Annotated in this window: 19 protein-coding genes and 1 other RNA gene; 11 read left to right on the top strand and 9 right to left on the bottom strand. The window is 65.2% G+C overall.

What is annotated here, in order from left to right:
- The first annotated feature begins 102 nt into the window (after nt 1-102).
- From rtcR to rnpB, 4 genes are all read left to right on the top strand, one after another.
- A complete protein-coding gene (gene rtcR, locus ACK4HJ_RS12235; RefSeq protein WP_409831724.1) occupies nt 103-1,731 on the top strand; it encodes an RNA repair transcriptional activator RtcR in 1,629 nt (542 codons plus the stop codon).
- 492 nt (nt 1,732-2,223) lie between these two features.
- Nucleotides 2,224-3,183 carry an RNA ligase family protein gene (locus ACK4HJ_RS12230; protein ID WP_409831722.1) on the top strand — a complete coding sequence of 320 codons (960 nt, stop codon included), beginning with the start codon at nt 2,224-2,226 and terminating at the stop codon, nt 3,181-3,183.
- A complete protein-coding gene (locus tag ACK4HJ_RS12225; protein WP_409831719.1) occupies nt 3,171-4,352 on the top strand; it encodes an AAA family ATPase in 1,182 nt (393 codons plus the stop codon). Before ACK4HJ_RS12230 ends, ACK4HJ_RS12225 begins: the two co-directional genes overlap by 13 nt.
- A gap of 10 nt (nt 4,353-4,362) precedes the next feature.
- An RNA gene (rnpB, locus tag ACK4HJ_RS12220) (RNase P RNA component class A) lies at nt 4,363-4,801 on the top strand.
- Nucleotides 4,802-5,094: 293 nt separating this feature from the next.
- On the opposite strand, the gene ACK4HJ_RS12215 is transcribed toward rnpB, so the two are convergent.
- From ACK4HJ_RS12215 to ACK4HJ_RS12180, 8 genes are all read right to left on the bottom strand, one after another.
- On the bottom strand, nt 5,095-5,508 hold the full coding sequence (locus ACK4HJ_RS12215; protein WP_409831717.1) for a hypothetical protein: 414 nt from the start codon (nt 5,506-5,508) through the stop codon (nt 5,095-5,097).
- Entirely contained in the window at nt 5,505-5,981 is a 477-nt protein-coding gene (locus tag ACK4HJ_RS12210; RefSeq protein WP_409831715.1) for a hypothetical protein, read from the bottom strand. Before ACK4HJ_RS12210 ends, ACK4HJ_RS12215 begins: the two co-directional genes overlap by 4 nt.
- A gap of 194 nt (nt 5,982-6,175) precedes the next feature.
- Nucleotides 6,176-7,414, bottom strand: a complete 1,239-nt coding sequence (locus tag ACK4HJ_RS12205) for a M48 family metallopeptidase (protein WP_409831846.1) — start codon at nt 7,412-7,414, stop codon at nt 6,176-6,178.
- A gap of 2 nt (nt 7,415-7,416) precedes the next feature.
- Entirely contained in the window at nt 7,417-8,679 is a 1,263-nt protein-coding gene (locus ACK4HJ_RS12200) for a YjgN family protein (protein ID WP_409831712.1), read from the bottom strand.
- Between the two features lie 191 nt (nt 8,680-8,870).
- Complete coding sequence (locus ACK4HJ_RS12195) at nt 8,871-9,656, bottom strand: rRNA pseudouridine synthase (RefSeq protein ID WP_409831709.1); 786 nt, start codon at nt 9,654-9,656, stop codon at nt 8,871-8,873.
- Between the two features lie 35 nt (nt 9,657-9,691).
- Entirely contained in the window at nt 9,692-11,383 is a 1,692-nt protein-coding gene (locus ACK4HJ_RS12190; protein WP_409831706.1) for an MBL fold metallo-hydrolase, read from the bottom strand.
- A 113-nt stretch (nt 11,384-11,496) separates the two neighbouring features.
- On the bottom strand, nt 11,497-11,694 hold the full coding sequence (locus ACK4HJ_RS12185; protein ID WP_409831703.1) for a hypothetical protein: 198 nt from the start codon (nt 11,692-11,694) through the stop codon (nt 11,497-11,499).
- A gap of 106 nt (nt 11,695-11,800) precedes the next feature.
- Nucleotides 11,801-12,505: a glutathione S-transferase N-terminal domain-containing protein gene (locus ACK4HJ_RS12180; protein WP_409831700.1), complete on the bottom strand. Its 705-nt coding sequence runs from the start codon at nt 12,503-12,505 to the stop codon at nt 11,801-11,803.
- Between the two features lie 84 nt (nt 12,506-12,589).
- On the opposite strand from ACK4HJ_RS12180, the gene dapF reads away from it, so the two are divergent.
- From dapF to ACK4HJ_RS12165, 3 genes are read left to right on the top strand one after another with little or no spacing between them, the layout of a single operon-like run.
- Entirely contained in the window at nt 12,590-13,471 is an 882-nt protein-coding gene (gene dapF / locus ACK4HJ_RS12175; protein ID WP_409831697.1) for a diaminopimelate epimerase, read from the top strand.
- Entirely contained in the window at nt 13,468-14,157 is a 690-nt protein-coding gene (locus ACK4HJ_RS12170; protein ID WP_409831693.1) for a DUF484 family protein, read from the top strand. Before dapF ends, ACK4HJ_RS12170 begins: the two co-directional genes overlap by 4 nt.
- Before the next feature lie 43 nt (nt 14,158-14,200).
- Nucleotides 14,201-15,166, top strand: coding sequence for a tyrosine-type recombinase/integrase (locus tag ACK4HJ_RS12165; protein WP_409831690.1), 966 nt, complete (start codon nt 14,201-14,203; stop codon nt 15,164-15,166).
- Nucleotides 15,167-15,256: 90 nt separating this feature from the next.
- Here the strand turns inward: ACK4HJ_RS12165 and ACK4HJ_RS12160 are convergent, their stop codons facing one another.
- Nucleotides 15,257-16,912, bottom strand: a complete 1,656-nt coding sequence (locus ACK4HJ_RS12160) for a methyl-accepting chemotaxis protein (RefSeq protein ID WP_409831687.1) — start codon at nt 16,910-16,912, stop codon at nt 15,257-15,259.
- Nucleotides 16,913-17,110: 198 nt separating this feature from the next.
- Between ACK4HJ_RS12160 and ACK4HJ_RS12155 the strand changes: the two genes are divergently transcribed.
- The 4 genes from ACK4HJ_RS12155 to ACK4HJ_RS12140 all read left to right on the top strand — a co-directional run bounded on the left by ACK4HJ_RS12155 (nt 17,111) and on the right by ACK4HJ_RS12140 (nt 22,384).
- Nucleotides 17,111-18,346: a class I SAM-dependent rRNA methyltransferase gene (locus ACK4HJ_RS12155; protein ID WP_409831685.1), complete on the top strand. Its 1,236-nt coding sequence runs from the start codon at nt 17,111-17,113 to the stop codon at nt 18,344-18,346.
- 113 nt (nt 18,347-18,459) lie between these two features.
- Complete coding sequence (locus tag ACK4HJ_RS12150) at nt 18,460-19,530, top strand: CobW family GTP-binding protein (RefSeq protein ID WP_409831682.1); 1,071 nt, start codon at nt 18,460-18,462, stop codon at nt 19,528-19,530.
- A 186-nt stretch (nt 19,531-19,716) separates the two neighbouring features.
- A complete protein-coding gene (gene dksA / locus ACK4HJ_RS12145; protein ID WP_409831680.1) occupies nt 19,717-20,592 on the top strand; it encodes an RNA polymerase-binding protein DksA in 876 nt (291 codons plus the stop codon).
- A 43-nt stretch (nt 20,593-20,635) separates the two neighbouring features.
- The gene (locus ACK4HJ_RS12140) at nt 20,636-22,384 is read left to right on the top strand and encodes an STAS domain-containing protein (RefSeq protein ID WP_409831677.1); all 1,749 of its coding nucleotides are present in this window, start codon (nt 20,636-20,638) and stop codon (nt 22,382-22,384) included.
- Nucleotides 22,385-22,421: the final 37 nt, after the last annotated feature.

The raw sequence follows: 22,421 nt of genomic DNA, 5'->3' as shown, positions 1-22,421 counted from the left end.
AGTTGTTGATTTGTATATGAATACTTCCTGAACAATGAAACTGATTGGATCTGCGAATTTGAGAGTAACTAGAATGAATGCTAGTTAAATAGATAAAAATCCATGCGCAAAATCAAGGTAGTCATCGGGTTCCTGGGCACCCAGCTCGACTCCGGCAAGGGGGCAGGGCGGTGGGAGAAATGGCGCCCCTCCGTATCCCTGGTGCAGCATGAGGACGTTGTGATCGAGCGGCTGGAGCTGCTCTACACCCCGCCGCACCGCGAGCTGGCCCACCAGGTGCGCACGGACATGGCCACCGCCTCGCCCGAGACCACGGTGAACCTGGTGCCGCTGCCCATTGCCGACCCGTGGGACTTTGGCGAGGTCTACGCCCAGCTGTACGACTGGACGCAGGCCTACCGCTTTGACACCGAACGCGAGGAGTACTGGACCCACATCACCACCGGTACCCACGTCGCGCAGATCTGCCTTTTTTTGCTGGTGGAATCGCGCCGTATTCCGGGTGTGCTGGTGCAGACCTCACCGCCCAAGCGCCAGCAGATGGGTGACCCGGGCAGCTACACGCTGATCGACCTGGACCTCTCGCGCTACGACGTGATCGCGCAGCGCTTTGGCGCCGAGCAGCAGGATGCGGTGCAGTTCCTCAAAAGCGGCATTGCCACGCGCAATGCGCGCTTCAACGCGCTGATCGACGAGGTGGAGCGGGTGGCAGTGCGCTCGCGCGCGCCCATCCTGTTCACCGGGCCCACGGGCGCAGGCAAGTCGCACCTGGCGCGGCGCATGTATGAGCTGAAAAAATCCCGTCACCAGGTCGAGGGTGAGTTCGTGGAAGTGAACTGCGCCACGCTGCATGGCGACGGCGCGGCGTCCACGCTGTTCGGCCACAAAAAGGGCTCCTTCACCGGCGCGGCGGCCGACCGCGCGGGCCTGCTGCGCACCGCGCACAAGGGCGTGCTGTTCCTCGACGAAATCGGTGAGCTGGGCCCCGACGAGCAGGCCATGCTGCTCAAGGCGGTGGAGGAAAAGCGCTTCTACCCCCTGGGCAGCGACCGCGAAGTGGAGAGCGACTTCCAGTTGGTGGCGGGCACCAACCGCGACCTGCGCACCGAGGTGGCGGCCGGGCGCTTTCGTGAAGACCTGTTCGCGCGCATCAACCTCTGGAGCTATGTGCTGCCTGGCCTTGCGCAGCGGCCCGAGGACATCGAGCCCAATGTGGACCATCTGCTGCAGCGCGCGGGCGAAGAGCTGGGCCGCAGCGTGCGCTTTTCCAACGAGGCGCGCACCGCCTACCTGCGCTACGCCCAGTCGCCCGAAGCGCTGTGGACGGGCAACTTCCGCGACCTGTCGGCCAGTGTTACGCGCCTGGCCACACTGGCCGATAGCGGCCGCATCGGCCTGCCGCTGGTGGAGGCCGAGATCGCCCGCCTGCGCTGGCTGTGGCAGCCCGCGAGCGATGCGCGCCACGGTCTGGCTCCCGCCGCAGGGACGGTGGGACGCGACGAACTCGCGTCCCTGCTGGGCGACGAGGCGGTGGAATCCATCGACCTCTTCGACCAACTCCAACTGGCGGCCGTGCTGCAGGTCTGCCGCCAGTCGCGCACGCTGTCGGATGCCGGGCGCCTGCTGTTCCAGGCCTCGCGCACGCAGCGCACGGTGGTCAACGATGCAGACCGGCTGCGCAAGTACCTGGCGCGGTTTGGTCTGGATTGGGAGCGGGCCGTACAGTGTTGAGTGGACGTGCGCCAGTGTTGCATTCCGCGCACAGCGCGGATTGACCTGCGTGTGGCTCCGCCGGTAGCATCGCGCCCCTTGCCAGACTACGATGTTCACCATGGCGAGCACTCCTCAAGACTTGCATATCGCGCCGAACCATGGCGCCAGGAGTTTCCATGCACACCTTCTTCTTCATCGCTTGCTGAAGCCGCGCGCCGGCAACCTCTGACCTGCACCCCTGGGCTGTACCCGTCGATGCCATGATCGACCGGTCCCGTCTTCAGCGCTGCAGAGGCATGTCGCCTGCCAGCCTCGCTCCGCGCCTCCTGGTGCGCGGTTGCGCTCGCCCAAGATCACGTGGTCGGGCTTCTTCGTTTTTTGCAACCCGTGGTGGTGCCCTGTGGGCGCCGCTTCGTTCTGTCTCTGCGCGCGGCGGTTCGCCCTGCGTCTGAGAACCCGCATGCACGGGTTGCATTCCGATCAGACCTGACTTGTAAGGAGGAGCGCGCCATGGCGAAAACGCTCTCGAATACCCCTGTGGCAGCACAACTTTCGCTGCCCATCCTGCGCTACCCGCGCACCCCCCATCTGGAAGGATCTCGCCAACAGGCGGGCGATGCACCCGATGTGCAGCCGCTCGCGCCGCTGGCGGGGCGCCACGCCGTCATCGAAGAAAAGATGGATGGTGCCAACTGCGCCATTTCGTTCACCGAGGGCGGCGAGCTGTGCCTGCAGTCCCGTGGCCACTACTTGCTGGGCGGGGCGCGCGAGCGTCAGTTCGCAGCCTTGCATCCGTGGGCCCGAGCGCATGAAGCCGCGCTGCTGGCCTGTCTGCAAGACCGCTATGTGCTGTACGGTGAATGGATGTTTGCCAAGCACGCCATGTTCTACGACCGGCTCCCGCATTACCTGCTGGAGTTCGATGTGTGGGACCGCATGGAGCAGTGCTTTCTGTCCACCTCGCGGCGACATGCTGTGCTGGCAGGCCTGCCGGTGGTATCGGTGCCCGTGCTGTACGAAGGCCCCATGCCCCAGCGCGCCGATTGGCTGTGGTCGCTGGTCGGCCCTTCGCTGGCGCGCACACCGCGTTGGAGCGAGGCCCTGGACACAACCATCGAGCGCCTGGCGTTGCCGCATGCGCTGTGCCGCCAGCAGAGCGACCCCTCGACGTTGGCCGAGGGGCTGTATGTGAAGCTGGAGGACGAGCACCAGGTGCTGGCGCGTTTCAAACTGGTGCGCGCTGACTTTGTGCAGCACATACTGGATTCGGGATCGCACCACAGCGAGCGCCCCATCGTGCCCAACGGCCTGGCTCCCGGTGTGGATCTTTATGCCCCGCAGCTGCGCTGCAACTGGGCAGACCTGGGGGCTCAATGTTTGTACGGTTTGGACGCTTTGCAAACCCGCCATGCCGATGGCGCAGCGAATGCGCGCCCCCAAAGGAAAGGAGGTGCCCCATGGCGCCGTTGATGATGCGCGTGGCGCCCTATGCGACCTTGTGCAAGCTTTTGCCCCTGCCCGGACAAGAGCTGGACTGGGCATTGTGTTGTGAAGCCATTGAGGCTCTGCGCGCGCTCGACACCACGCCGCAGGACCCTGTGCACCACGCAGAAGGCGATGTTGGCACCCACACCCGCTGGGTGATCGCCTGCCTGCGCGACGACGCTACGTTCCAGCAGGCCCTGCCAGATCGGCAGTGGGTGATGTTCATGGCCGCACTGCTGCACGACATTGCCAAGCCCGCCACCACGGTGGTGGACGAGGCCACGGGCCGCATCCGCCAGCCCGGTCACTCCCAGCGTGGCGCGGTGGATGCGCGCGTGCTGCTCTGGCTCAGTGGCTGCCCGTGGGCGCTGCGCGAGGCCATCTGTCGTCTGATCGCGGTGCACCAGCAGCCGTTCTTCGTGTGGCATTCGCACCGGGGAACTCCGCCGGAGTACGTGGTGCGCAAGCTGTCGTGGGAACTGTGCTGGTCTGAGCTACTGGCAGTGGCCCGTGCCGACATGCGCGGGCGCGTCTGCCAGGACCAGGCGAGCCACCTGGACGACTTGCTTTTGCTGGAGGAGCTGGTGCGCGAGGAGGGTGCGTGGGATTGTCCGCGACACTTTGCAGACGCCCACACAGCGCTGCAGTACTTCCGTGGCACGCGCCTGTACCCGGATGAGCCGCTGCACCCGCAGCCGGGATCGCGTGTCACGGTGATGTGCGGCCTGCCCGCATCGGGCAAGAATCATTGGGTGGACAAGCACCGACCAGACCTTCCTGTGGTGTCGTTTGACGATGCCCGCGAGGCCCTGGGCCTGGCCCATGGCGACAACGAAGGCAAGGTGGCTCACCAAGTCTGGGACCAGGCGCGCGCCCTGCTGCGCGCGCAGGCCCCGTTCGTATGGAATGCCACCCACCTCTCGCACAGCATTCGCGACAAGACGCTGGACCTGCTGTATGCCTACCACGCGCAGGTGGACATCGTGCATCTGGAGCAGCCCTTGCCCGAACTGCTGCGTCGCAACCAGCACCGCGACACCACGCTGACCAATGCCGCGCTGCTGCGCATGTTGCATCGATGGGAAGCTCCGTTGCCCACGGAGGCGCACCGTGTGATGTACGAAGGCGGCGTGGCATTGCCAAGTGCAGGATAATCAGCCCCGTGAAGCACGCCAGACCGCCGCTGGTGCAATCTGGGAAACCAGGCACTGGAGGAACGTCCGGACTGCACAGGACAGCGTAGCAGCTAACGGCTGCCCACCGTGAGGTGAGGATCAGAGCAACAGAGACGAGTCCGGGTGGAAACTACCTGCCACGGAGTGTTCTGTGAGGCGCCAGCGGAAGCTGGCGAGAGGACAGCGAGAGCTGTCCGAACCCGGCGAAAGCCGGGTCGAACAGTCGCCCCGAGCGGGCAAGGCCGCTCGGGGTGAAACGGGCAATCTCTACGCGCAGCAATACCAAGTAGGCCAGCGTTGATGTGGTTCCGCAGAGCTGGCGGGTAGGTAGCACCGAGCCGTGGTGGCGACACCCGGCCCAGATTAATGGCGGTCACATTGCGGGCAACCGCAGTGCACAGAATCCGGCTTATCGGCGCGCTTCACACTTTTCATCGTTGAATCAAACCCTGGATTCGACGAATCGCTGCCGTTTCCTATCGCCAATCGCACCGAGTAAGGTGTCTCAGTATCCGCATTGCAGATAGCCCAAATTGCGCTTGCTGGGCTCAGAATCTTCGGTCGCAGCGCTGCGCAAATGATGCTGCTTCTAGGCGGCGCCGCATCGGTTGCGGCTGCGGCTTTTAAAGGCGCAAGGCGACGTTGGAGGGAAGCAAGCGAATCCCTCAACTCTTGACATGCCTATGTTGTGCTTTATTGCCTGGCTTTGACAGCTCTGCCCTCACGGAGTGATGACGCACTGAAGTGAAGATGCCCGCGCCTTCCCCGCAATGACGCTGAACGAGATAGCCGCAGAAGCTACATCCTCCCCCGCTGCGTGATTGATCGAAAGCGTGCATTGCGCTTTATTGCAATTTCCCTTGATCACATTGTCACCCGCATAGAGGTAGGCCATTCTCATGGCCAGAAGGTCCTTGACTTTGGCCCGGCCTGATTGACCGAAATTGGCATGGCAGGAGGATGCCGCTGGAATGGCGTCGTTGGCGGCGGCAAACAAGGCTCGCAGTGCCTGCTGCGTAGCCACCGGGTCGGCGGAACTGCTGGCGGCAGACGACGCCGTTTCGCCGAAGACAGGCCCAATCAATACGCCGCCAAGCAGGACGGCCGCACCGAGTGCGCGCAATTGCCGCATCACGGGGCCACTCCGAAGTACAAAGAAATATCGCTGCCAGCATATGCGCTTTTGAATTTGCTGTGAAAGGCTTCGACGGAGTTGTCGGCCACCACCTTGCTTTGGCTGTTGGAGAAGTTGAACACCATGCCTCCGTAATGAATCCCCACATGCTTTTGTGGCACGGGTGCCATCAAGTTGTTGACCACATTCTTGGCGGAAAGGACGAAGATCAAGAGCCCGTCCGTCATGGCGGGCTTGTCTTCCCATTTGCCCCGTTGCGGCAGTCTGTTGTAAAGCTCATCGCAGCGTATGGAGGCACCCGTCTTCTTGGTCTTGAATGCCATGTCGCCACACAGCATTCCCAGCTTGATGCCTAGTGCGTGACTTACAAAATGTGCGCAATGATTTTGGTTAGACGAGGAAAATCCATTGGAGCAAATGTCTGAAATGGGTTTGCCAACATACGCTTGTAGTGCGGTGAGTGTCGTGCTCATTGAGTTGGTTGAATGTAAGAGTAAGAAATCTTGCTGCGCTGGAAGGGGGGCGCCTTTAGTGCCCAAGATCGCATCGACAAGAGGTCCCGCCATTTTCTTGCTGGAGAACCCAACGGCTGTTACGTTGTGTTTTCTGGGGTAACCAGGCTTTAACGGCGTAGAGGCTCTGCGTACACCCGTGTGCCAGCAGTTGCTCAGCCCTTGCCGCAATGCGGCGCATGCCCCTTTTCCAGCTCGCTGGCCCGTGCCACGGTGTCGGGGTGGCTGCTGAGCAGTGACCAAACAGGGTGCGACGTCACCTCTTCGGCCTTTTTGCGCTGGCGCACGCGCTCGGAGCTGCTAGCGCCGGGGTCGGGCGTGGATGCAACGCCTGTGTCCGGGCTCGACTTTTCTGCCTTCTTCTTTTTGTTCTCTGCTTCCGCTTCTTCCTCTTCATCGTGCGCAATGGCCAGCAGTAGCTGGCCCATGGGCGCGGTGGGCAGCGCCGTGTGGCGCATGAGGGCGATGGCGTAGCAGTCGGCTTCACGTTCGTGGCTGCGGCTGTAGGCCAGGCCGGTGAGCACCGACGCGCCGGTGGACACGATGCCCGATACATCTCCCAATGCCAGCCCCAAGCCCATGTTGAGCACGCCTTGCTCCACCACCATGCGGGTGGTATGGCGGTGCACCACGTGGCCGATCTCGTGGGCCAGCACGCCGACCAGGGCGTCATCGGGCAATCGGTGCTCGGCGGCGGCTTTGACGATGCCGTCGGTCATCACGACCTTGCCTCCCGGCAGCGCAAAGGCGTTGGCGCCCATGCCGGAGCGGAACTCCAGGCTCAGTGGCGGCCGGTAACCGTTGTAGCGGTGCAAGGTGTCAGGGGTTTGCTGCACCAGGGCGTCGAAGCGGGCTTTGAGTTCGTCCTGGCGCGCCTGGGGCAGCTCGCTGGGTTTGAGGGTGCCGTCGTCCATCTGCCGCAGCACGTTTTCGGCCACGCTGGTCTCCCACGACAGAGGCACAAAGCGCGTGAGCTGCGTGGCGGCCCAGGGGGTGCCATAGCGGTAGAACAAGCCAAGGCCGATGACCGCTGCGGCTGTTACGCCCAGCAGCACGGCCCAGCGGGTCTGCATGCGCTGGGCGATGCCGGGGCGGTCTCCCGCCGAGGCCAGTGCCGCGCGCCACGCGGCCACGGCGTCGATCTCCAGGCTGCCTTGGTCGCGCAGGTCCACCACCACGCGCGGCGGGGGCTTGCGCTCGTTCCAGGCTTCGGGCCAGCCAATATGCTTGTATGCAAACACAATGGGCTCGGCGCCCGGTTGCGTGAGAGGGTGCAGCACCAGCGAAGGGCCCTGCGGCGTGGGCCGCAGGCTCACCATCACAGGGCGGGCTTTGCTGCTCAGGCCGTCGAACCAGCGTCCCTGGATCAGGTCTGTCTGCGCCGGTGCGGGCATGCTCAACCGATAAGGTCCAAACCGGCCGCGTCAGCCAGTGCATCGCCCAGGCCGCCCTGCTGCTGGCGCACCATGGCGCCGGCCACCTGGTCCACGCCGCCTTTCACGTGCAGCGTTACGGACTCACATTTCATGCGGTATTCGCTGATGCGGGCAAAGGGGCGGTAAAAGCCCAGCGTGATGACGGTCAGCAGCAGGTTCTTGATGCGCAGCCACACATAGCTGCTGGTGCGCAGGTGGCACTTGAAGCGCGCGACGTGGCTCACGCCGGTGTTGTCCCACATGAGCTGGAACATGCGCGCCTCGCGATACGCGCGCGCTGGCGCGGACGCAAGGAAGAGGAACGCCACACCGCCGACGATGGCGACAAAAATCAGTACGAAGACCCACATTCCGAGCTTGTTGCCCAGACCTGCGCCCAATGCCATCGTGCCGCCCGCCAGCAGCGTGCCGACCAGGAAGAGAAGCACCACGCTCAGGATGAAAACCAGCACCGTCGCCAGCCAGATTTTCACGAAGTCCATATACACCGGCTTCCAGCGGCCACGCTCTGCGCCCACCTGGGCCTTCAGCACCAGCAGGCTCTTGTAGTTGAACTCCAGGCGGATGAAGCAGAGCAGCGTGAGCACCACGCCCAGCGCCACCAAGCCCCCCATGGCGGGCGTGAAGCTCGGCATGGGCATCTTCTCGCCTTCTTCCTCCACTGCCTCCAGCGCCTGGGCCAGCTCGGGCGACAGCACTTGCAGGCCATAGAACACGCCGAACCAGATCAGTGCAATGGCGAACACGGGCCAGCTTGCGATGTAGACCTCTTTCCAGCTGGCGGTGAACTGCAGCCGCAGGCCGCGCCAGCGCGTTGCCCCCAGGCGAAAGCGCATGGCGCTGGCCCAGATGAAGGGCGACAGCACCGCGCCTACCAGCAGAAAAAGCCCCACCGCCAGGTCTTGCCCCGTGTTGGCGGCAATGTTGTAGGCAATGGTGATGAGCATCAGCAGCACAAAGCCCACCACCATGCGGCGCTGCTGCGCAGTGAACTCCAGCGGGCTGCCCGCCACCAGGGTGTGGCTGTAGAAATACTGCGCGGTACGGCGCCGGGCCCAGGGCGTGTAGATGCCCAGTGTGACGATGGACAGCAGCACATTGACGATCCACACCCTGAAGTACTCGCCGCCCGTCCCTGTGAATTCCAGGGGATACGCATCGATGTTCTGCGGCATGAAGGTGGACATTGGCCCGCCTGCGCTGTCTGATGGAACTTGGCTCATCCATTCCCTCCTGTGTGTTTGTTTGCCGCGCAGTGTAGCAGCGCACAGGGCAGGATGGTTTCGAGTCAAAAAGGTCTCTGACGCTTGCTAAGCAAGCGCTGGTAGCTATGCTTTTGGTAGCTTAAGAGCCAGACCTGGGTCCGTTGCAGTCATGGAGGCAGTACGGCGCTGGGCCGTGAGGGCAAACGCTGTCAGAACTTCTCCCACGGCTGCAGGTAGCGCCACTGCCCTTCGGGCACTTTGGCCAGCGGCACGCGGCCGATGCGGATGCGTTTGAGGCCCACCACTGCAAGACCCACGGCCTCGCACATCGCAGGGATCTGTCCGGGGCGGATGCCTTTCAGGGCGAAGCGCAGTTTGGTCTCGCTTTGCCAGCTCACCTTGATGGGCGGTAGCGGCCGGCCGTTGAAGCTGAGGCCGTGGCACAGCCGCTGCAGGCCGTTGGGTGCAATCTCGCCCTTCACCTCGACGATGCACTCCTGCTCCAGCGATTCGATGTCTTCCGCCAGCTTGCGCGCGATGCGCTTGTCCTGCGTGTACACCACCAGGCCGCTGGCCTCGGTGGGCAGGGGTGTGAAGCATTCGAGCTGATTGAAGTGGCGCTGCAGCACGCGGATGCCCGAGGCGTCCTCGGGCAGGTGAGACGCGGCGCCAAGCAGCGTGGCCGCCTGGGGCGAGCCCTGGCTGCGGCTGCCGTGGGCGGCGGCCCCGGTCGGCTGGCCCAGGCCGGCTTCAAAGCCTGGGGGTTTGTGTAGCAGCAAGGTCACTGGGGTCAACGCTAGCAGGCTGGCGTCTTGCGCTACCGCTACCGTCTGATCAGGCCGAACGCGCGCGCCGGGCGCTTCTTCCACGCGGCCATCCACGGTCACAAAGCCGCCTTCGATGAATTGCTCGGCCGTGCTGCGCGAGCAGTTCAGTTGTTCGGCCACGCGTTTGGCCAGACGGATGTGGGTGGGGTCGGGGTGCTTGTCGGTCATTGAATCTGGGTGATTGCGGTGGGGTGGTCTGCGGTTCAGTTGTTGCCGGGGCTCAGGGAGCGGATGCGTTCGACGTGGGCCAGCAGCGACCGCTGCGCCACCGGCCACATGCGCGGCGGGACGTCGTCATATGCGTGCTGCACCCAGTCCTCCATGCTGCCCTGGGGCAGGGCCTGCATGGCGGCCAGCACCTTGGCCTCGCGCGCCAGGCGGTGGGCCTTGAGCTTGGCGATGGCGCCGCGCGCGTCGCCGATCACGTAGCCGTGCGCGGGCAGGATGAACTCCACGCCGTGCTCGGCGCACGCACCGTCCAGCCGGTCCAGCGAATCCAGGTAGTCGGCCATGTTGCCGTCCGGTGGGTCGATCACCGTGGTGCTGCCGTTCAGGACGTGGTCGCCGCTGAAGAGCAGGGCGTCTTCCACCAGCAGCAGGCAAATGTGATTGGCCGCATGGCCCGGCGTGTGGATGACCTGCAGAGTATGGGTGATTTGGCCCTCTGGCGCTTGTCCAGTAAGCGCCAGAAGCTCATTATTTTGTAGCGACCTGTCGGGCGTGAAGGCGCTGGCGGCGCGGGCTGTGGGCGCAGACGGCAGGCCCAGGATGGGCGGCCGGGCCCGGCCTGCCTGCACACACAGCGCCTGCAGCGGCGCGGCGCCGGGCGCGTGGTCGGCATGCGAATGGGTGCACACGATCATGCGGATGTCGCCGCCCGCCGCGCGCCAGAGCTTGTCCAGGTGATCGGCATCGGCCGGGCCAGGGTCGATGGCGATGTAGCCCGTGGCCGGGTCGCCCACCAGGTAGCTGTTGGTGCCGGGGCCAGTCATCACGCCGGGGTTGGGGGCCGTCAGGCGCAACACGTTGCGCAGCAGCGGCACGGGGCGCTCGGTCTGCCAGTCCAGCGGGTGCACGATCTGCCCGTCGGGGCAGACCAGGGCCAGCTCGCCGTAAGGCAGGTCGCTTTCCATGTAGCGCGCCTCCTTGCCTGCCAGCGTGCCGGCGCGCGGGCAACTGGTCCAAAGCGGCTGTTCCTCGGCCAGTGCATCGAACACGGCTTGCGTTGTGCTGAAGGCGGCCAGCCGCTGCAGCGTGCGGATGGTAGGGAAGATCATGAAGAACTGCCCCGCCTCGTGCCGCGCCAGCGCATCGGTCGGGCGCACCCACACGGGCTCGAACTGCTCGGCTTCGTCGGCCACGGGCTCCTGGCCTGCGGGCATGCGCGCCACCAGAAAGGGCACGTCAAAGCGGCGCGGCAGGTCGCGGTCGGTGATCCAGTGCGCCAGCAGGAAGACGCTGTCCGCCGCCAGCCGCAGGCCACGCGCCGTGCATTGCGCCACAAAGGGCTGGTGCCGGTCGATGGCGGCGATGTCGTCTGCGTCGGCCCAGCGCCCATCGGCCGCGTGGCGCGCCAGCAAGATGCCCAGCTCTTCAAAGCTCTCGCGGATGGCGGCAATGGCCTGGGTCAGGTGCAGGTCACTCTGCGTGGGGCGGCGGTCGGCGGCGGCGTGGGTGTCCGGTGCCGCGTCCAGCGCGTCGATGCCACCGCCGGGAAACACGTACGCGCCGGGCGCAAAGCTGGCTTTGTCCGAGCGCCGCGTCATCAGCACTTCAATGCCGCTGCCGCCTGCTTTGTGGGGGTCTGCGGCAACGCGCAGCAGCAGCACGGTGGCGGCGGGGCGGGTGGGGACGGGGGCGCGGAAGGGGTGGAGCTGTTGGGTGGGGCGGGGCATCAGGCCATTATCGAATGGCCGAGGGGTGGGCGGCTGGGTCGCTGATGGGTTGGGGCGCGCTGGCGGCAGGCTCGCGCTGGCGGATTACCCGGCGCAAGACCTTTGAGCCCGCATCAACGCAGCGCCCGCAATTGCTGCAGGCGCTGCAACACGGCGTCAATGACGGCATTGGCCCCTTCCACATCGCAGCTCCACAGCATTTCCAGCAGTTCGATCAGCGCGATGGCATCGTCCTCCTGCAGCGCGGCCCGCGCGGCGGCCTGGAGGTCGTGTGTGTCCAGTTGCTGAAGAACGTCAACGGTCAATCCCATGGGGCACTCCCTGATTTTTAAGGAGGCCATGGTAGGTGCCGCGCGGCCGGGCCACCGGCCTGCGGACCTGATGGAGGTCAAAGGCCGGCCAAAAAAAGGCGCCGGCTCAAGCCCGCGCAGGGATGGCGAGGCCGCGCGTCACTGCCGGGCGGGCCACAAACACCTCCAGCACCCGCTGCACTTCCCTGAACTGATCAAACCCCACCAGATCCCCCGCGCCATAAAAGCCCACCAGGTTGCGCACCCACGGCAGGATGGCGATGTCGGCGATGGTGTACTGCTCGCCCATCACCCAATCGCGGCCCTTCAGGCGCTGGTCCAGCACCTTGAGCAGGCGCTGGGACTCGGCCACGTAGCGGTCGCGTGGGCGCTTGTCCTCGTAGTCCTTGCCGGCAAATTTGTGAAAAAAGCCCAGCTGGCCGAACATGGGGCCCAGGCCGCCCATCTGCCACATCACCCACTGCAGGGTCTCGTAGCGGCCAGCAGTGTCCTGCGGAATCAGCTGGCCGGTCTTGCCGGCCAGGTACACCAGGATGGCGCCGGATTCGAAGAGCGCCAGCGGCTGGCCGTCGGGGCCGTTCGGGTCGAGGATGGCCGGGATCTTGTTGTTGGGGTTCAGTGAGAGGAATTCGGGCGAGGTCTGGTCGTTGGTTTCGAAGCTCACCAGGTGCGGCTCGTAGGGCAGGCCCAGTTCCTCCAGCGCGATGGACACCTTCACGCCGTTGGGCGTGGGCAGGGAATACAGCTGGATGCAGTCCGGGTGGCGGGCGGGCCACTTGCGGGTGATGGCGAAGGCGGAGAGGTCGGTCATCTATGAAAACTCCAGGAATGGCGGAACCGCCGAGGCTACGCCGCATGGCCGTTGCGCGCAGGGCCGGGGCCATAATCCCGTTCCATGCAGATTCGCTTCACCAAAATGCAGGGCGCGGGCAACGATTTTGTGGTGCTCGACGAAACCCAGGGCCGCCTGGGCCTCAGCGCTGCGCAATACCGCTTCCTGGCCGACCGGCACTTCGGTGTGGGTGCCGACCAGATCCTCACCGTGCGGCCATCGCCGGCTGAGGGCGTGGATTTTGAATACGTGATCCACAACGCCGATGGCGGCGAGGTGGAGCAGTGCGGTAACGGCGCGCGCTGTTTTGCGCGCTTTGTGCACGACAAAGGCCTGACTGCCAAGGACACCATCCGCGTGCAGACGCAAAGCGGCGTGATCGCCCCGCGCCTGACGGCGGACGGCCGCGTTACCGTGGACATGGGGCGGCCCGTGCTGGAGCCCGCGCTGGTGCCGTTCGATGCGGCCGGCCTCACCCCCGTGACACAAGGTTTGGGGCAAAAATGGCCTCTGGCGCTTGCTGGTAAAGCGCTGGAAGCTACTGTTTTAGTAGCGGTCGTCTCCATGGGCAACCCGCACGCCGTGCAACTGGTGGACGACGTGGACACCGCACCCGTGCAACACACCGGCCCTCTCATCGAAAGCCACGCGCGGTTTCCGCAGCGGGTGAACGCAGGCTACCTGCAGGTGGTGGACCGCAGCCATGTGCGGCTGCGCGTGTTCGAGCGGGGCGTGGGCGAGACCCTGGCCTGCGGCACGGGCGCCTGCGCGGCCGTGGTGGCGGGCATCCGCCTTGGGCTGCTGGGCCCTGAGGTGCAGGTGGACACGCGCGGCGGCCGCCTCACCATCGCCTGGAGCGGCCAGGAGGCCGATTCCGTTTTCATGACCGGCCCGGCCACCACCGTGTTTGAAGGCCAGATCGATATCCCTGACACCCTCCCATGACCACCCACATCCCCCCGATCACCGAAGACGACATCGCCCAGTTTCTGACCAACACGCCGGGTTTCTTCGAGCGCCATGCGGAGGTGCTGGCCAGCGTTCAGATCACCAGCCCCCACGGCGCGCGCGCCGTAAGCCTGCAGGAGCGCCAGGCCGAGATGCTGCGCGAGAAGATCAAGGGCCTGGAGCAACGCGTGATGGAGATGGTGCGCAACAGCAACGAAAACGCGGCCATTGCGCACAAGGTGCACCAGTGGACCGGCAGTCTCCTGCAGGTGCGCGACCCGTTCGATCTGCCCCAGACTGTGGTCGATGGCGTGCGCACCCTGTTTGACGTGCCCCAGGCAGCGGTGCGCGTGTGGGAAGTGGCCGCGCCGTACATCGATGCCGATTTCACCCAGGGCGCCAGCGACGATGCCCGTGCATTTGCCTCGTCGCTGACCATGCCGTTTTGCGGGCCCAACCTGGGCTTCGAGCCCGCAGGCTGGCTGGCGCAGGAGGGCGGCGAGCCCGCCCAGTCGCTGGCCTTGCTTCCGCTGCGCGCAGGCGCCATCGACAGTGCCACGCCCGCATTCGGCCTTCTGGTGCTGGGTTCGCACGATCCGCAGCGTTTTGATGCCACGATGGGCACTGACTTTTTGTCCCGCATGGCAGAACTGGCCAGCGCGGCACTGCTGCGGCTGAAGTAGTCTCTGCATTCGCAATACTGGCGCTGGCTCAGCCACGGCAACCATGTCTGAGACGCCCCCCGCCCTCGACCCGCACGTCCTGCGTTACCTGGAGCACGTGCGCGTCGAAAAGCGCCTGGCGGCGCGCACGCTCACGCTTTACACCCTGGACCTGGAAAAGCTCGCGCAGTTTGCGGCAGGGGTCGACGTGCCGCTGCTGCAGTTGCAAACCGCCCACATCCGTCGCTTTGTGGCGCAGATGCACAGTGGCGGGCGCAGCGGGCGCGGCATCGCGCTCATCCTGTCAGGCTGGCGGGGGTTCTTCACCTGGGCCGGGCGGCAGGGGTTGATTCCGCACAACCCTGTGCAGGACGTGCGCGCCCCCAAGGCGCCCAAGCCCTTGCCCAAGGCGCTGCCGGTGGACGATGCCGTGCGCTTGGCCGAATTCGACAACGCCGGTGCCGATCCCTGGCTGGAGGCGCGCGACGCCGCCATGGTCGAGCTGCTGTACGGCTGCGGCCTGCGGGTGGGGGAACTGGCAGGGCTGGACGCCGTCCCCAACGCTGACACGCAGCGCCTGGGCCGGGGCTGGGTGGACCTGCAGGCGGGCGAGGCCCATGTGTTTGGCAAGGGCAGCAAGCGCCGCAGCGTGCCGGTGGGTGCAGCTGCCACGGCGGCGCTGCAAGCCTGGCTTCAGCTGCGCGCCACACCGTTTGGCGGAGAGGGCTCGGCGCGGCTGGACCCCGCGCTGTTCGTGGGCCAGCGCGGTGCCCGGCTCACGGCGCAGTCCATCTGGCTGCGCCTGCGCCAGCGCAGCCAGCAGGCGGGGCTGACCACGCCCGTGCACCCGCACATGCTGCGCCATTCGTTTGCCAGCCACCTGCTGCAAAGCAGCGGCGACCTGCGCGCAGTGCAGGAACTGCTGGGCCACGCCAATATCACCACCACGCAGGTCTACACCCGGCTCGACTTTCAGCACCTGGCCAAGGTGTATGACGCGGCGCATCCAAGGGCGCGCAAGAAGGGCTGATTGCTGCGCCTCCGCCGGGCGGCGATGGGAGGGCGGGGCCTTGGCAGATGCAGGCCCCTGAGGCCACGGGAAGAAAGAGCCCCAAAGTCTTTAACCGGGCGTCAGTCCCAGTCGACGGGGCGCAAAGTGGGATGCGTTTTGCGCGTGTTCCGGGGTGGCATGGCTGCGGCCGTAGCTTGGCAGCTCCGGTCCGTCCTGCGGCTCCAACTTGAATGCGGAGACCACGTTCACCAGCTCGGCGGCCTGCGTGTTCAGGCTGGTGGCGGCGGCGGCCATTTCTTCCACCAGTGCGGCGTTCTGCTGGGTGGCCTGGTCCATCTGCGACACGGCCACGTTCACCTGCTCCACCCCCTGGCTTTGCTCGCTGCTGGCTGCGCTGATCTCCGACATGATGTCCGTCACGCGGCCAATTGCGTCCACCACTTCGCTCATTGTCTGGCCTGCGCGGTCCACCAGTGTGGTGCCGGCCTCGACCCGCTCCACACTGGTGCCGATCAGGGCCTTGATCTCGTGTGCCGCGCTCGCCGAGCGGCTGGCAAGGTTGCGCACCTCGCTGGCCACCACGGCAAACCCACGCCCCTGCTCGCCAGCGCGCGCTGCCTCCACGGCGGCGTTCAGCGCCAGGATGTTGGTCTGGAAGGCAATGCCATCGATGACGCCGATGATGTCCGCAATCTTGCGCGAGCTCTCGTTGATGTCCTTCATGGTGCGCACCACTTCGGCCACGACCTCGCCGCCCTGGGTGGCCACGGTGGACGCCGTCTGTGCCAGGTTGTTGGCGTGGCGGGCGTGTTCGGCGTTCTGGCGCACGGTGGAGTTGAGCTCTTCCATCGACGCCGCGGTTTCCTCCAGCGCGCTGGCTTGGCGCTCGGTGCGCGCAGAAAGGTTGCTGTTGCCCGCAGAAATCTCGGCGCTGGCCGTTGCCACGCTGTCAGAACCCTGGCGCACTTGCGAGACCACCTGCGTGAGGGAGGCCTGCATGGCCGAAAGCGCCTGCAGCAAGGGGCTGAACTCGTCCCTCGAGTGATCGGTGATGGGCCCGGTCAGATCGCCGTCCCGTACGCGGTTGGTCACGGCCTGGGCTTCGCGCACGCGGCGCTGCAAGACTGCGCCCAGATACCAGGAGAACACCACCAGCGCCAACGCCGCAGCGGCCACGGCAGCCACCAGGGTGTAGAGCGTTTTTGTGGCGTCCTGCACAACGGCAGACACGCTGTCAGCGAGCGCGCCGCTCTGGTGGTTCTTTTGTTTGCTCAGCATCTCCAGCACCACATTGCGGGCGGGGATGGTCTTGGCCACCAAAAAGTCAAAACCACCTTCCTTGTCGCCCTGCTCGATCAGCGCCACGTTCTGGCCGGCAATCTGCCAGAAAGTGGAAAGCGCTTGTACCAGTGCGGCGTAGTCCGACTTTTCAGCGCTGGTGAGCGCGGCTTTCTCAAGCGCCGCCTGATCGGCGTCGATGAGCTTTTTTTTGTCGGCGATATCGGCCAGCGTGGCGGCCACGTCGACGGGCGTGCGCGCCAGCATGGCGTGGCGCAGCTGCAGCGACGAGCGCGTCACGTTGAGCTCCATGTTGGCCAGACGCAGCTGGTGGGGCAGAGATTCCGCAGACACCTTGTGGGTCTGGCGGATCACGTCAGACAAATTGGCCCAGGCGAAGACCGCCACCAGGCCCAGTCCGCCCGCCAGGGCGAACGACAGCAGATACAAGCGACGAGTGATGCCGAAAGATTCGAGGAGTTTCATGGGGTTCCTGAAAGGCAAGGAGGAATTTTTGATAAAAATGATATTTTTCGCAATTGTATTTTTTGGAGAATCATATTTGTCAAATGTGCTATTTCGGCCGTTGACGTAACTGGGCAAGGCGCGGCGGGGGCGGGCTTTTTTCCTGAGGACGGTGTTGCGCGTATGCGCCCGCAGCCGCCAGCCCGCACAATTCCGCACATGAAAACCCTCCGCCTACGCCTCGGCAAAGAGCGCTCCCTGCTGCGCCGCCATCCCTGGATCTTTGAATCTGCCATCGCCAAGGGCGGCGGCGACAGCGGCGAAACCGTGCGGGTGGAGTCGCACGAGGGGCAGTTCCTGGCGTGGGCGGCGTTCAGCCCTAGCTCGCGCATCCGGGCCAGGGTTTGGAGCTTTGACGAGGCGCAGCGCATTGATGCTCCGTTTTTCATAGCTGCTTGCGCAAGATCCATCATCGCCAGAGCCCGTTTTGACGTGCAAAGCGACGGCATCCGCCTGGTCCATGGCGAATCGGACGGCCTACCGGGACTCATCGTGGACCGGTATGGCGACACCCTGGTGGCGCAGTTCACCAGCGCCGGCACCGAGCGCTGGAAGGGCGTGATTGCCGATGCGCTGCTGCGCGAGACGGGGCTCGCCAAGCTGTATGAGCGGTCGGACGCGAGCGTGCGTGCGCTGGAGGGGCTGCAGCCGGCCACTGGCTGGCTGCGCGGTGGGCCGACGGGCGCAGCGGGCGATGGTGAGGGGCCGCCGCTGGAACTCACGATCCGCGAGCATCAGTGGCGCCTGACCCTCAACATCGCCGAGGGCCACAAGACGGGCTTTTATCTGGACCAGCGCGACAGCCGCAAGCGGTTTGCCGACTACACCCAGCGCTTGGGCTTCAAGCACGTTCTCAACTGCTTTTGCTACACCGGCGGCTTCAGCGTGGCGGCACTGGCGGGCATGCGTGCAGCGGGTAACGTGGCCGATGGGCATGTGACTTCCATCGATTCTTCAGGCCCCGCCCTGGAGCGCGCCCGCGCCCATGTGGCGCTCAACGGTTTTGATCCGAACCGGGCCACCTTCCTGGATGCGGACGTCAACGCGTCGCTGCGCCAGTTCTTGAAGGAAGGCCAGCGATTCGACGCCATCATCCTCGACCCCCCCAAATTTGCCCCCACCGCCACCCACGCGGACCGGGCTGCCCGGGCCTACAAGGACATCAACCGCCTGGCGCTGCAGTTGCTGTCGCCCGGCGGGGTGCTGTTTACCTTCTCATGCTCCGGCGGCATCAGCGCCGACCTGTTCCACAAGATCGTGGCGTCAGCGGGTGCCGACGCGGGGGTGGACGGCTACATCGTGGAGCGCCTGGGGGGCGCGCCTGATCACCCGATGACGCTGGAGTTTCCGGAAGGGGAGTACCTGAAGGGCTTGGTGGTCATGCGCAAAGGGTGAACCTTCCGGCACCAGCAGGGGCTTGACAGCCTCGATACACTGAAAAAGTGGCCCCCGCGAGGGGCACTGCTGCGGCGCAGCGCAAGTATTTGATTCCCTTGAAAGACAGATTTATGGCATTGATTCCCGTCACCATCCTTACCGGCTTCTTGGGCTCGGGCAAAACGACGCTGCTCAAGCGCCTGCTCACCGAGGCCCATGGCCAGAAGATCGCCGTGATCGAGAACGAGTTCGGCGAAGAGAACATTGACAACGACATCCTGGTGACCGAATCCAAGGAGCAGATCGTGCAGATGAGCAATGGCTGCATCTGCTGCACCATCCGCGAAGACCTGCGCGAGACGCTGCAACTGTTGGCGGCGAAGCGCCGCAAGAACCTGCTGGAGTTCGACCGCATCGTGATCGAAACCACGGGCGTGGCCGACCCCGGCCCCGTGGCGCAGACGTTCTTCATGGACGAGGAGATCGCCGAGACCTACCTCATCGACTCCATCATCACCCTGGTGGACGCCAAGCACGCGCCCCAGCAGCTCAACGACCGCCAGGAAGCGCGCCGCCAGGTGGGCTTTGCGGACCAGATCTTCCTGTCCAAGACCGACCTCGTCTCCACGGAAGAGACCGACGCGCTGATTCACCGCCTCAAACACATGAACCCGCGCGCGCCCATCAAGGCTGTGCATTTTGGCGAAGTACCCCTCAACGAAGTGCTGGACCTGCGCGGCTTCAACCTGAGTGCCAAGCTCGACATCGACCCGGAGTTTCTGCAGGAAGACAGCCATGGGCATGACCACCACGACCATGACCACGAGCACGGCGAGCACGGCGAGCACTGCAGCCACCCCTCGCACCAGCACGACCACGGCCATGGCCACCATCATCACCACGACGATGACGTGAAGAGTTTCGTCTACCGCTCGGACCGGCCGTTCGACCCGGCCAAGCTGGAGGATTTCCTCGGCGCGATCGTCAACATCTACGGCCCGCGCATGCTGCGATACAAGGGCGTGCTGAACATGAAAGGCACCGAGCGCAAGGTGATCTTCCAGGGCGTGCACCAGCTCATGGGCAGCGACCTGGGCCCGCAATGGGCCGAAGGCGAGCCACGCACCAGTAAGATGGTCTTCATTGGCATCGATCTGCCCAAGGACATCTTCCTGCAGGGGCTGGAGCAAAGCCTCGTGTAAAGAAGGCCCCTGGCGCAGGCTGATGGCATGCGGCTTGGAGCGGGTTTGTGTTGTATCCGCAACGTTTCCGTTTGCGTCAGTCGAGGTCGATACAATCGCGCCCCGGTAAAACCACCCAAGGCTTGCCACCAGTCCCGGGCCGCGAGAGCGGCCAAGGGCCCGCCCGTATTGCGAGGAGACCAGGAAGTGAAAGCCGAGACCAGCAAAACCAAAGGGACCACCAAGGCAACGCCCGCCGCAGCCAAAAAGAGCGCCGCAGCCGCGCCTGCGGCCCCCAAGGCTGCTGGCCCCGCTAAAGCGGCTCCCGCCAAGGCGGTTCCGGCTGCAAAGGCAGCTGCAAAACCTGTGGCCAAGCCGCCCACCAAGGCCGCTGCCGCGCCCAAGGCTGCGGCACCGGCTCCGGCGGCCAGCGCACCAGTGGCCCCTGCGGCGCCTACGCTGCAGCCTGGTTCCGAGGTACCCGTGCGTACAACCCGGCCTTCTTCCCGATTGGCCCAATTGACCGTACCATCCATGGCACAGTCAGTGGCTTCGACCGCTGCCAAAGCCAGTTATCTACATACCATGCCCACGACCGTGCAAGCGCAGCCCACTTTTACGGCTGCCAAAAAAGACCCCAAGCTGGCGAACAACTGGAAGACCAAGTCCGCCGCAGAGTTGACCGACGCTGAAGTCATGGCCATGCCCGACAGCGAGTACATGAACGACAAGCAGATGGCGTTCTTCCGCCTCAAGCTCGTTCAGCTCAAGCAGGACATCCACAACAGCGCTGGCGAAACCACCGAACACCTGCGTGAAGACACCGTGGTCGTGCCCGACCCGGCCGACCGCGCCACCATCGAAGAAGAGCACGCGCTGGAGCTGCGCACCCGCGACCGCGAGCGCAAGCTGCTCAAGAAAATCGAGCAGTCCATCGCCCGCATCGACGCTGGCGACTATGGCTATTGCGACGAAACCGGTGAACCCATCGGTGTGGGCCGTCTGATTGCTCGCCCCACCGCCACCCTGTCGCTCGAAGCGCAGCAACGCCGCGAACTCAAGCAGAAGATGTTTGGGGACTGATCCTGCCTCTGGCCGGATCATCCACCCCAGCGCACCCTGACCCATGAGCAAGGAAGAAACCACCCCCGGCGGCCTGCTATCCAAGGTGGTTCGGTTCGTCAAGAACCCGACGGTGAACTGGACCGAGCTCGACTCCCTGCAGGACGACCGGGAGAGCCAGTACAGCAAGCAGATGCTCAAGGAGATGATCGAGCGCAAGCGCCGCAACGACTTCGTGCGGCGCCGCGAATTTGATCAGCTGCGCAAGCTGCGCCAGCGCGAAGTGCTGCAAGGCCATCGCGTAGAGGACGCCGCCGGCCGCCCCTCGTTCTTCCAGAGCAGCATGGCCTCGCCCGACGAGCGCGCCGTGACGCTCAAGAAGATCGACGAGATCGAGGCGCAGATGTCGCAGCAATGGTGGAAAAGCAAGCAGGGCGCCGACGCCCCCACCCAGCCGGGCGTCATGCCCGACTCCAGCAAGGATGTCAGCGAATCGGCGCACGCCCGGGCCTACGCGCCGACGGCCCCGGGCAGCCTGCCCGCGCCGCTGGAAGACAAAGCCGCTGTGCAGCCGCTGTTTGCGGATGACAGCATGGCCATCGGCCGGTTTGGCGGCACCGATGCGCAAATGAACGCGAATGCGAATGGGGAGGGCGCGCTGCAGGAAGAAGCTTCCTTCAGCCCTGCGCCCGTGGCGGCCAGCCCCGCGCCCGCATTCGAACCGGAGGAATTCGTGCACGAACCCGACCTAGAAGAAGCCGCCATCCGGTTTGCCAACGGCGACCACGCGGGGGCCGAAGCCGGCCTCATGGACGTGCTGGCCCAGCACCAGCAAGACGACCCCGCCCAGCAGCTCGAAATCTGGATGACCCTGTTCGACCTGTACCGCGCCACCGGCCAGCACGACCGTTTCGACACCCTGGCCATCGACTTTGCGGCTCAGTACAGCCGCTCGGCACCCCTGTGGTTCTCCATGCCCGAACAGCTGGGCATGGCGGCCGAAACCAGCGCCGCGGCCGCACCCGCTGCCCCCGTGCGCAAGGATTTCAGCTGGAACGCGCCGCCCACAGTGGCGGTATCGTCCGTTGCCGCGCTGCAGGCATCGCTTGCGCGCGCCGCCTCGCCTTGGACTTTGTCTTGGGTCCGCCTCACAGGCATCGACGAAGGCGCCGTGCCGCTGCTGGCAGACCAGTTCACCGTGTGGGCCGACCGTGATGGCCAGATCGTTTTCTCGGGCGTCGAAAAGCTCAACGCCCTGCTGGAGGCGCAGACCCCGTCGGGAGACCGCTCCACGCTGCCGGACTGGTGGCGCCTGCGCATGGCCGCCCTGCGGCTGATGGGCAAGGCCGACGAGTTCGAGATGGTGGCGCTGGACTATTGCGTGACCTACGAAGTCTCGCCCCCCTCCTGGGTGTCGCCGCGTTGCGGCTACTCCGACAACGAGGGTGCCTCATCCGGCGCGGCGCCCCTGGCGGTCGACAGCGATTTTGGTCCGTCCGACCTGGGCGAGAACTCGGTGCCCGCCGCCGATACCGGCCCCGTCGCGCAGCTCAGCGGCCACATCGATGGCGACGCCACGCCGCTGCTGGAGCCCTTCCAGGCGTTTGCGCGGCCAGGCGTGCCGCTGACCATCGCCTGCGACAAGCTGATCCGCGTGGACTTTGCCGCAGCCGGCTCGGTGCTCAACTGGGCCGCCGAGCAACAGGCCCAGGGCCACGTGATCCAGTTCCACAACCTGCAGCGCCTGGTGGCGATCTTCTTCAATGTGATCGGCATCAACGAGCACGCCTGGGTCGTTCCGCGCAAGAACTAGTCCACTGAGTCCAGGACATCGGCGGCGCGCTTCAGCT

Origin of the sequence: Acidovorax sp., from assembly GCF_046294525.1 — a bacterium.
Taxonomy (GTDB): Bacteria; Pseudomonadota; Gammaproteobacteria; order Burkholderiales; family Burkholderiaceae_C; genus Acidovorax.
This window is presented reverse-complemented; position numbering and strand designations above follow the sequence as displayed.

Excerpts from the sequence above, each read along its gene's own strand:
- rtcR (WP_409831724.1), top strand. The coding sequence starts at position 103 with ATGCGCAAAATCAAGGTAGTCATCGGGTTCCTGGGCACCCAGCTCGAC.
- ACK4HJ_RS12230 (WP_409831722.1), top strand. The coding sequence starts at position 2,224 with ATGGCGAAAACGCTCTCGAATACCCCTGTGGCAGCACAACTTTCGCTG.
- ACK4HJ_RS12225 (WP_409831719.1), top strand. The coding sequence starts at position 3,171 with ATGGCGCCGTTGATGATGCGCGTGGCGCCCTATGCGACCTTGTGCAAG.
- ACK4HJ_RS12210 (WP_409831715.1), bottom strand. The coding sequence starts at position 5,981 with ATGAGCACGACACTCACCGCACTACAAGCGTATGTTGGCAAACCCATT.
- ACK4HJ_RS12205 (WP_409831846.1), bottom strand. The coding sequence starts at position 7,414 with ATGCCCGCACCGGCGCAGACAGACCTGATCCAGGGACGCTGGTTCGAC.
- ACK4HJ_RS12200 (WP_409831712.1), bottom strand. The coding sequence starts at position 8,679 with ATGAGCCAAGTTCCATCAGACAGCGCAGGCGGGCCAATGTCCACCTTC.
- ACK4HJ_RS12195 (WP_409831709.1), bottom strand. The coding sequence starts at position 9,656 with ATGACCGACAAGCACCCCGACCCCACCCACATCCGTCTGGCCAAACGC.
- ACK4HJ_RS12190 (WP_409831706.1), bottom strand. The coding sequence starts at position 11,383 with ATGCCCCGCCCCACCCAACAGCTCCACCCCTTCCGCGCCCCCGTCCCC.
- ACK4HJ_RS12185 (WP_409831703.1), bottom strand. The coding sequence starts at position 11,694 with ATGGGATTGACCGTTGACGTTCTTCAGCAACTGGACACACACGACCTC.
- ACK4HJ_RS12180 (WP_409831700.1), bottom strand. The coding sequence starts at position 12,505 with ATGACCGACCTCTCCGCCTTCGCCATCACCCGCAAGTGGCCCGCCCGC.
- dapF (WP_409831697.1), top strand. The coding sequence starts at position 12,590 with ATGCAGATTCGCTTCACCAAAATGCAGGGCGCGGGCAACGATTTTGTG.
- ACK4HJ_RS12170 (WP_409831693.1), top strand. The coding sequence starts at position 13,468 with ATGACCACCCACATCCCCCCGATCACCGAAGACGACATCGCCCAGTTT.
- ACK4HJ_RS12165 (WP_409831690.1), top strand. The coding sequence starts at position 14,201 with ATGTCTGAGACGCCCCCCGCCCTCGACCCGCACGTCCTGCGTTACCTG.
- ACK4HJ_RS12160 (WP_409831687.1), bottom strand. The coding sequence starts at position 16,912 with ATGAAACTCCTCGAATCTTTCGGCATCACTCGTCGCTTGTATCTGCTG.
- ACK4HJ_RS12155 (WP_409831685.1), top strand. The coding sequence starts at position 17,111 with ATGAAAACCCTCCGCCTACGCCTCGGCAAAGAGCGCTCCCTGCTGCGC.
- ACK4HJ_RS12150 (WP_409831682.1), top strand. The coding sequence starts at position 18,460 with ATGGCATTGATTCCCGTCACCATCCTTACCGGCTTCTTGGGCTCGGGC.
- ACK4HJ_RS12140 (WP_409831677.1), top strand. The coding sequence starts at position 20,636 with ATGAGCAAGGAAGAAACCACCCCCGGCGGCCTGCTATCCAAGGTGGTT.